We start from the raw sequence: 8,335 nt of genomic DNA, 5'->3' as shown, positions 1-8,335 counted from the left end.
GGACGCCGGCCGAACGCCACGGCGCGGCGATCGCGCTTCGGTCGATGACGATCAACTTCTCCCGCGCGCTGATGCCTCTGCTGTTCGGCGCGCTCGGCGCAGCCGTGGGGGCTTCTGCGCTGTTCTGGCTGATGGGTGCGGCGGTGGGCGCCGGCAGCGTGCCGGCGCGGCGCATCGCAGCGCGGCCGTTCAGAACCTGATCGAACCCGGCGCCGGTTCGGCCGCCGGTGGCGGCACCGGTGCAGCAGCAGGCCGCGGTGCCGCCGCTGGCCGCTCGGTGAGCGGCTGCGGCGCGGCGAAGGCGTAGCCCGGAGGGAGCTTCGATTCGCGCGGATAGCCGGCCGAGTCGAGGTAGTCGTTCCAGGTCTGCGGCTCCAGGCCCTTGAGCTGTTGCGCCCCGATCGCCAGCACCGGCGCCTCACGCCCGCCCGTGAGCTTGACGAAGGCCTCGCTGTCTTCGGCGCTGATCACCTGTCGCTCGGCGAACGGAATGCCGCGCTTGCGCAGGAGGGCACGGGCGTCGACACAAGGCTCGCACTCGGTCGGAACGGTGTAGAGCGTCACCGGGTAGCGGCTGGCCGGCTGTCTCAGTTCGACCGGCAGGAGGCTGGAGTTCTCACTGGCGCCCGTGCGTGTGTTGATCGGGCTGGCGCGGCCTTCGGCGGCCGACGGTGGCCGGTCGGTGTACGTCACCTTGCCGTCGGGACCGACGACCTTGTAGAGCGCAAAGCTCGGGCCGGCGGCCGCGCAGGCGGCGGCCAGCAGCAGCGCTCGCAGAGGAGTCAGGCGATGGGGGTGGCGCTGGGACGTGGTCATGGCAGGCTCCGGCGCGGCACGGCGCGCGCGCCCAATGGTACCGACGCGGCCGCCACCTTCAAGCGCAGGTGTGGGCAATTGCTCACGCCGCGCCGGGCGGTCCGTCGACCAGGCCCTGATGGCGCAGCAGCGCATCGATGCGCGGCTCGCGGCCGCGGAAGGCCTTGAAGCTCTCCATCGCGCTGCGGCTGCCGCCGACCTCGAGCACGCTTTGCCGGTAGCGCCGCCCGGTGGCCACGTCGAGCACGCTGCCGCGCTCGGCCGCTTCCTCGAAGGCGCTCCAGGCGTCGGCCGACAGCACCTCGGCCCACTTGTAGCTGTAGTAGCCCGCCGCATAACCGCCGGCGAAGATGTGCGAGAAGCTGTGCAGGAAGCGGTTGAAGGCCGGCGTGGGCACCACCGAGACCTCGGCGCGCACTTCGGCCGCGATCTCGGCGATGCGCGCCTCGCTGCCCGGCTCGGCATGCAGCCGCATGTCGATCAGCGCGAACTCCACCTGGCGCAGCGTCTGCAGGCCGCTGTGGAAGTTCTTCGCCGCGAGCATGCGGTCGAACAGCGCGCGCGGCAGCGGCTCGCCGCTGTCGACATGGCCCGACAGGCGCTGCAGCACCTCCCATTCCCAGCACAGGTTCTCCATGAACTGGCTGGGCAGCTCGACCGCGTCCCACTCGACCCCCGAGATGCCCGAGACGCCGAGGTCGTCGACGCGCGTGAGCAGGTGGTGCAGGCCGTGGCCGAACTCGTGGAACAGCGTCTGCACGTCGTCGTGCGTCAGCAGCGCGGGGCGGCCGTCCAGCGGCGGCGCGAAGTTGCACACCAGGTGCGCCACCGGCGTCTGCAGGCCGCGGTCCGGCCGGGCCCAGCGTTCCTGGCTGCCGTCCATCCAGGCGCCGGGGCGCTTGCCCGGTCGGGCATGGGGGTCGAGGTAGAACTGGCCGATCAGTTCGGCTGGCGCATCACCCGTGGCGGCCGGCCGCTCGATACGGAAGAAGCGCACGCTCGGGTGCCACACCGGTGCCTCGTCGGCGCGGATGCGCACCTCGAAGAGGGTCTCGACGATGCGGAACAGGCCGTCGAGCACGCGCTCCTGCACGAAGTACGGCTTGACCTCCTGGTCGCTGAAGGCGTAGCGCTTCTCCTTCAGGCGCTCGCTGGCGAAGGGCAGGTCCCAGGCCTGCAGGTCGGCGATGCCGAGCTCGTCGCGGGCGAAGGCGCGCAGTTCGGCGAGGTCGCGCTCGGCGCCGGGCCGCGCGCGCGCGGCGAGATCACGCAGGAACTGGATCACCTGCTGCGGCGACTCGGCCATCTTGGCCACCAGCGAGACCTCGGCGAAGCTGCCCTTGCCGAGCAGCGTCGCCTCCTCCTGGCGCAGCGCGAGCAGCTCGCGCATCAGCGGGCCGTTGTCGAGCTCGGGCGCGCCCAGCTCGCTGGCGCGGGTGACGTAGGCGGTGTAGAGCTTCTCGCGCAGCGCGCGGTTGCGCGCGTACTGCATCACCGGGAAGTAGCAGGGGAAGTGCAGCGTCAGCTTGCAGCCTTCCAGCCCCTCGGCCTGCGCGGCGGCGCGCGCGGCCTGGATCACATCGGCGGGCACGCCGTCGAGCTCCGCTTCGCTCGTGTAGTGCGCGAAGCCGTCGGTGGCGTCGAGCACGTGTTCGGAGAAGCCGCGCGACAGCTCCGCCTGGCGCTCCTGGATCTGCGTGAAGCGCACCTTGGCCTCGCCCTGAAGTTCGGCGCCCGACAGCACGAAGTCGCGCACCGCGTTGGACAGGGCCTTGCGCCGCGCCGGGCTCAGCGAGGCGGACGCCGGCGCGGTGAGCACGGCCTTGTACTTGGCGAACAGCCGCTCGTCGGCGCCGAGCCGGGTGTGGAACTCGGTGATGCGCGGCAGGTTCTCGGTGTAGGCGGCGCGCAGCTCGGGCGTGTCCATCACCGCGTTGAGATGGCGCACCGCGCCCCAGCCGCGGCCCAGCCGCTCGGTGGCCGCATCGAGGACCGCCGACAGCGCTTCGTACTCGGCCGGCACCTGCGCGCTGACGGCCTTCTCGAGCGCGGCGTTGGCATCCGCGAGCAGCGTGTCGATCGCCGGCTTGACGTGTTCCGGGCGGATGCGGTCCCAGGCGGGCAGGGTGTCGAGGGCGAGCAGCGGGTTGTCCATGGTCGGTTCGTCAGGCGTTGGGCACGGCCGCGGCGCGTTCGGCGGCCTCGATGGTGTTGACCAGCAGCATGGCCCGCGTCATCGGCCCGACGCCGCCGGGCACCGGGGTGATCCAGCCGGCCACCGGCAGGAGACCGTCGAAGTCGACGTCGCCGCAGAGCTTGCCGTGGTCGTTTCGGTTCATGCCGACGTCGATGATCACCGCGCCGGGCTTGACCATGTCGGCGGTCAGGACGTTTCGCTTGCCCACCGCGGCCACCACGATGTCGGCCTGCCGCGTATGGTGGGCGAGGTCGGGCGTGGCGCTGTGGCAGACGGTGACGGTGGCATTGGCCTGCAGCAGCATCATCGCCATCGGCTTGCCGACGATGTTGCTGCGCCCGATCACCACGGCGTGCTTGCCCTTGGGGTCGCAGCCGATGGACTCGAGCATCTTCATGCAGCCGTAGGGCGTGCAGGCCTTGAAGCCGGGTCGGCCGATCATCAGCGCGCCGGCGCTGGCGACGTGGAAGCCGTCGACGTCCTTGGCCGGCGAGATGGTCTCGATCACCTTGTTGGCGTCGATGTGCGGCGGCAGCGGCAACTGCACCAGGATGCCGTGGATGGCCGGGTCGGCGTTGAGTGCGCGGATGCGCGCCAGCAGCTCCGCCTCGGGCAGGTCGGCCGGATGGCGGTCGAGCACCGAGTGCATGCCGACGCTCTCGCAGTCGGCCACCTTGTGCTTCACGTAGACCTGCGAGGCCGGGTTGTGGCCGACCAGGATCACCGCCAGGCCGGGCCGGTGGCCCTGGGCGGCCAGTGCCGCCACGCGCTGCGCCACCTCGGCGCGGGTCTTCTTCGCCAGGGCATTGCCGTCGATCAGCTGGGCGGTCATGGTTCGCGGGTCCTTGAAAGAACAAAGGCCGCTTCGCAGCGGCCTCGAGGGGAGGTGGATGGGATCAGGCCTTTGCCTGGGCACCGAGCGCGATCTTCAGCAGGTCGGCCACGGTGTTGGCGTTGAGCTTCTCCATGATGTTGGCGCGGTGCGCCTCCACCGTCTTGATGCTGATGCCCAGGTCGTCGGCGATCTGCTTGTTCAGCCGGCCGGCGACGATGCGCTCGAGCACCTGCGCCTCGCGGGTGGTCAGGCGCGACAGCAGCGCGTCGCGGCTGGCGGCTTCCTGGTGCTGGCTGAAGGCGGCGCGCGCGCTGTCGAGCATGCGCTCGACCAGGCCGAGCAGCTCTTCTTCCTTGAAGGGCTTCTCGATGAAGTCCATCGCGCCCTTCTTCATCGTCGTCACCGCCATCGGCACGTCGCCGTGGCCGGTGATGAAGACGATGGGCAGCGGGCTCTTGCGCTCCATCAGGCGGTCTTGCAGTTCGAGGCCGCTCATGCCGTCCATGCGGATGTCGGCGATCAGGCAGGCCACCTCGCGCGGATCGAAGCGCGACAGGAAGGACTCGGCCGAGTCGAAGCACTTGACGCGGTAGTCCTTGCCCTCGAGCAGCCATTGCAGCGAGTCGCGCACGGCCTCGTCGTCGTCGACGACGTAGACGGTGCCTTTCTTGGGGATCAGGCTCATGAGACGGCGGCGGAGTTGGGGGTCGGCTGGGTGTCGCTGCGAGCGATGTCGACCGGCAGCGTGAAGGAAAAGCGGCAGCCCACCACGGTGTCGCCATTGTAGAGGTTCTGCGCCTTGATCCGGCCGCGGTGGCTCTCGATGATGGAGCGGCACAGCGACAGGCCGATGCCCAGGCCGTCGGTCTTGGTCGAGAAGAATGCCTCGTACATGCGGGCGATCACCTCCTCCTTGAGGCCGGGTCCCATGTCGGTGACCGTGAACTCGATCACGCCCCCTTCCTCGGGGGTGTGGCGCGGCACCACTCGCAGCTCGATGTTGCGCCGCTTGGGCGGCAGGTTGGCGTTGTCGATCGCCTCGGCGGCGTTCTTGACCAGGTTGAGCACCACCTGCTCGATCAGGATCGGGTCGACCATCAGCGTCGGCAGGCGCTGCGCGACGTAGGTGGACAGCGCGACGTTGCGCCGGCGCAGCTCGATGCCGGCGAGTTCCACCGCGTCCTCGACGATGTCCTTCGCCTGCGCCGGCTGGCGCTGCGGTTCGCTGCGCTTCACGAAGGCGCGGATGCGGTGGATGATCTGCCCGGCCCGCTGTGCCTGTCGCGCGGTCTTCTCCAGCGCAGCGATCAGGTCGTCCTTGCCGATCTGGTCGTTGCGCACGCGGCTGACCATGCCGTTGCAGTAGTTGGTGATGGCGGTGAGCGGCTGGTTCAGCTCGTGGGCCACCGACGAGGCCATCTCGCCCATGGTCACCAGGCGGCTCGTCACCTGAGCCTTCTCGGCCTGGTGGGCGGCGAGGTTCTCGGCCTGGCGGCGTGCGGTGATATCGGTGGCGATCAGCATCTGCGCCAGACGGCCGTCGGTCCACTGCAGGTAGCGTGTGCGCACGTCGAACCACTTCTGCAGCGGCTCGATGAAGACCTCGCGCGAGTCCGAGGTGGCCTCGGTCAGCTCGTTGGTCGGCAGCCCGCCGAGCGACTCGATGGTGTCGCCGAATTCGCTGTTCTCGAAGGGCGAGGGCTCGGCGCCGGCCAGCAGCGCGTGGCCGCGCGCATCGGCGCCGAACCAGATGCGGTACGAGCGGTTGGCGAACAGCAGCTCGGCCTGCTGCACCGACAGCACCGACACCGCGGCATCCAGCCCCTCGAGCACGGTGGTGAAGCGCTCGTGCGAGGCGGAGAGCTGGTCGCGGATGCGCTTGGCCTCGGTGATGTTGGTCATCGAGGTCATCCAGCCGGTCTGCTGGCCGCGCGGGTCGATCAGCGGCGACACGTACATGCGCGCATCGAAGGTCGAGCCGTCCTTGCGCATCACCTTCACCTCGATGCCGCCGGCCGGGCTGCGGCCCTGCAGCTCCTGCTGCAGCAGCCGGGTGTTCTCCTCGAAGCGGTCGGGCGGCCAGTAGGGGAAGGGCGGGCGGCGGCCGATCAGCTCCGATTCGAGGAAGCCGGTCATCGCGCAGAAGGCCGGGTTCACATAGGTGATGCGGCCTTCCATGTCCATCGCGCGCATGCCGGTGAGCATGGAGTTCTCCATCGCCCGGCGGAAGTTGGTCTCGGTGACCAGCGCGCTCTGCATCTGCAGGCGCCGGCGCATGTGGCGCCAGGTGCCCAGCAGCATCCACACCGTCAGCACCGACAGCGCCGCCACCATCCAGAACAGCGTGTTGGAGATCAGGCCGATCGAGGTGCGGTAGCCCTGGCCGCGCAGGAACAGGCCGTTGCCCGCCGGCGCCACCGGCACGTCGTGCACGATCTGCGCGCGACGCGAGTTCGTGCCGGGCATGCTGGTCACGGTGCTGGCCAGCGTGCGGTCGTTGGCGTCGAGCAGTGCGATCGCGTGGCGGTTCGACACCTCGGCCGGCACGAAGTAGCGCACCAGGCTCTCGACCGAATATTCGGCCACCAGTGAGCCGGCGAAGGCGGCGCGGTCGATCAGCGGCACGTGGATCTGGAACACCGCGGTGCCCGCCGCATCGGTGAACGGCCGCGAGTACACCGGCTGGCGCAGCTCGCGCGCGGCGTCGAAGGCCGCTTCCGGCTCGCTCGGGCGCGGGCTGCCCGGAAGTTCCGGCAGCGCGCCGGTCTCGGCGAGGAAGGTGGTGGCCGAATAGCTGGCGCGGCGCGCCCGGTTCGGCCCGATCCAGGTCAGCGCGGTGATCTCCGGCCGCTCGCGGGTGAACGAGGCGGCCTGGCCGAGGAACTCCTCCTGGTCGATCGTGCGGGTGCCGATCTCGCGTGCGATGCGCACCAGCTGCTCCTGGTTCTCGATCAGGCGCAGGCGGATCTGCTGCTGGGCGATCTCGGTGTCGCGCTTCACCGAGGCCTGCTCACGCTCGATTTCCTCGTTGCGCAGGTACCAGAAGGCGGAAATGATGGCCGCCAGGAACAGCAGCACCGACACCAGCGGGCCCAGCGTGGCGTAGCGGTCCTGGCGCGCCGGCGACTGGCGCCGCCACCAGCGGCCGAACAGTCGCTGCGGCCAGCTCTTCGGGGCCCGCGCGAGCGTCGCCGGTTCGTGGGGTGCGTGCATGCGCGGATTATGGGCGGGCGCCTGCGCGGCCCCGCCCCGGCACCACCCGGCAAACCGGGTGGGACGGCATTGCGTTTCGCATTATGGTACGTAGTCCTACTATTTGGAAGACGCGCCGGCTTGTGCGACACTCGCGCCCGTCGCAGAAATCAACCCGGAGACAAGCATGTCAGCAGTGCCTGATTCGTTCCTCGGTGCGGCCGCCAACGATGCGGACGCGCAGGAAACCCGCGAGTGGCTCGACGCCCTGTCGGCCGTCATCGGCACCGAAGGCGGCGACCGCGCCCACTTCCTGCTCGAGCAACTGATCGACCATGCGCGGCAGGCCGGCATCGACGTGCCGTTCTCGGCCAACACCGCCTACGTCAACACCATCCCGGCCGACCAGGAAGAGCGCACGCCCGGCAACATCGAGATCGAGGAGCGGCTGCGCACCTACATGCGCTGGAACGCCATGGCGATGGTCGTCAAGGCCAACCGCCTGCACCCGGCCGACGGCGGCGACCTCGGCGGCCACATCTCCAGCTTCGCCTCGGTGGCGACGATGTTCGGCACCGGCTTCAACCACTTCTGGCATGCGGAGAGCGAGGGCCACGGAGGCGACCTGCTCTATATCCAGGGGCACAGTGCACCGGGCGTGTACGCGCGGGCGTTCATGGAAGGCCGCCTCACCGAGGAGCAGCTGCTCAACTTCCGCCAGGAGGTCGACGGCAAGGGCATCTCCAGCTACCCGCACCCCAAGCTGATGCCGGAGTTCTGGCAGTTCCCGACCGTCTCCATGGGCCTGGGCCCGCTGATGGCGATCTACCAGGCGCGCTTCCTGAAGTACCTGCATGCGCGCGGCATCGCCAACACCGAGAACCGCAAGGTCTGGGTGTTCTGCGGCGACGGCGAGATGGACGAACCGGAGTCGCTCGGCGCCATCGGCCTGGCGGCGCGCGAGAAGCTCGACAACCTGATCTTCGTCATCAACTGCAACCTGCAGCGCCTGGACGGCCCGGTGCGCGGCAACGGCAAGATCATCCAGGAGCTGGAGAGCGAGTTCCGCGGCTCGGGCTGGAACGTGATCAAGCTGCTGTGGGGCAGCTACTGGGATCCGCTGCTGGCACGCGACAAGGACGGCATCCTGCGCAAGGTGATGATGGACGTCGTCGACGGCGACTACCAGGCGATGAAGGCCAACGACGGTGCCTTCGTGCGCAAGAACTTCTTCGGCCGCCACCCCAAGCTGCTCGAGATGGTGGCCAAGATGAGCGACGACGACATCTGGCGCC

Annotated in this window: 5 protein-coding genes and 2 pseudogenes; 2 read left to right on the top strand and 5 right to left on the bottom strand. The window is 69.6% G+C overall.

The features are described from left to right. A pseudogene (locus tag AB7U92_RS16730) lies at positions 1-200 on the top strand (MFS transporter); the annotation flags it as partial. On the opposite strand, the gene AB7U92_RS16725 reads toward AB7U92_RS16730, so the two are convergent. The 5 genes from AB7U92_RS16725 to AB7U92_RS16705 form a co-directional block, all read right to left on the bottom strand. Beyond that, positions 190-816 carry a glutaredoxin family protein gene (locus AB7U92_RS16725; RefSeq protein WP_428579277.1) on the bottom strand — a complete coding sequence of 209 codons (627 nt, stop codon included), beginning with the start codon at positions 814-816 and terminating at the stop codon, positions 190-192. The pseudogene AB7U92_RS16730 and the gene AB7U92_RS16725 sit on opposite strands and share 11 nt — an antisense overlap. An 82-nt stretch (positions 817-898) precedes the next feature. Next, complete coding sequence (locus AB7U92_RS16720; RefSeq protein ID WP_428579274.1) at positions 899-2,971, bottom strand: M3 family metallopeptidase; 2,073 nt, start codon at positions 2,969-2,971, stop codon at positions 899-901. 10 nt (positions 2,972-2,981) lie between these two features. After that, entirely contained in the window at positions 2,982-3,845 is an 864-nt protein-coding gene (gene folD, locus AB7U92_RS16715; protein WP_428579271.1) for a bifunctional methylenetetrahydrofolate dehydrogenase/methenyltetrahydrofolate cyclohydrolase FolD, read from the bottom strand. Between the two features lie 64 nt (positions 3,846-3,909). Continuing rightward, entirely contained in the window at positions 3,910-4,533 is a 624-nt protein-coding gene (locus tag AB7U92_RS16710) for a response regulator transcription factor (protein ID WP_209382505.1), read from the bottom strand. Continuing rightward, positions 4,530-7,061, bottom strand: coding sequence for a PAS domain S-box protein (locus AB7U92_RS16705; protein WP_428579267.1), 2,532 nt, complete (start codon positions 7,059-7,061; stop codon positions 4,530-4,532). Before AB7U92_RS16705 ends, AB7U92_RS16710 begins: the two co-directional genes overlap by 4 nt. 166 nt (positions 7,062-7,227) lie before the next feature. Here AB7U92_RS16705 and aceE point away from each other — a divergent pair. Then, a pseudogene (gene aceE / locus AB7U92_RS16700) lies at positions 7,228-8,335 on the top strand (pyruvate dehydrogenase (acetyl-transferring), homodimeric type); the annotation flags it as partial.

This window comes from Piscinibacter sp., assembly GCF_050175855.1.
In the GTDB taxonomy this organism is placed as follows: Bacteria; Pseudomonadota; Gammaproteobacteria; order Burkholderiales; family Burkholderiaceae_C; genus Piscinibacter.
The sequence above is the reverse complement of the archived record's forward strand: the minus strand, read 5'-3'. Positions and strand labels throughout refer to the sequence as shown.

Excerpts from the sequence above, each read along its gene's own strand:
- folD (WP_428579271.1), bottom strand. The coding sequence starts at position 3,845 with ATGACCGCCCAGCTGATCGACGGCAATGCCCTGGCGAAGAAGACCCGC.
- AB7U92_RS16710 (WP_209382505.1), bottom strand. The coding sequence starts at position 4,533 with ATGAGCCTGATCCCCAAGAAAGGCACCGTCTACGTCGTCGACGACGAC.
- AB7U92_RS16720 (WP_428579274.1), bottom strand. The coding sequence starts at position 2,971 with ATGGACAACCCGCTGCTCGCCCTCGACACCCTGCCCGCCTGGGACCGC.
- AB7U92_RS16725 (WP_428579277.1), bottom strand. The coding sequence starts at position 816 with ATGACCACGTCCCAGCGCCACCCCCATCGCCTGACTCCTCTGCGAGCG.
- AB7U92_RS16705 (WP_428579267.1), bottom strand. The coding sequence starts at position 7,061 with ATGCACGCACCCCACGAACCGGCGACGCTCGCGCGGGCCCCGAAGAGC.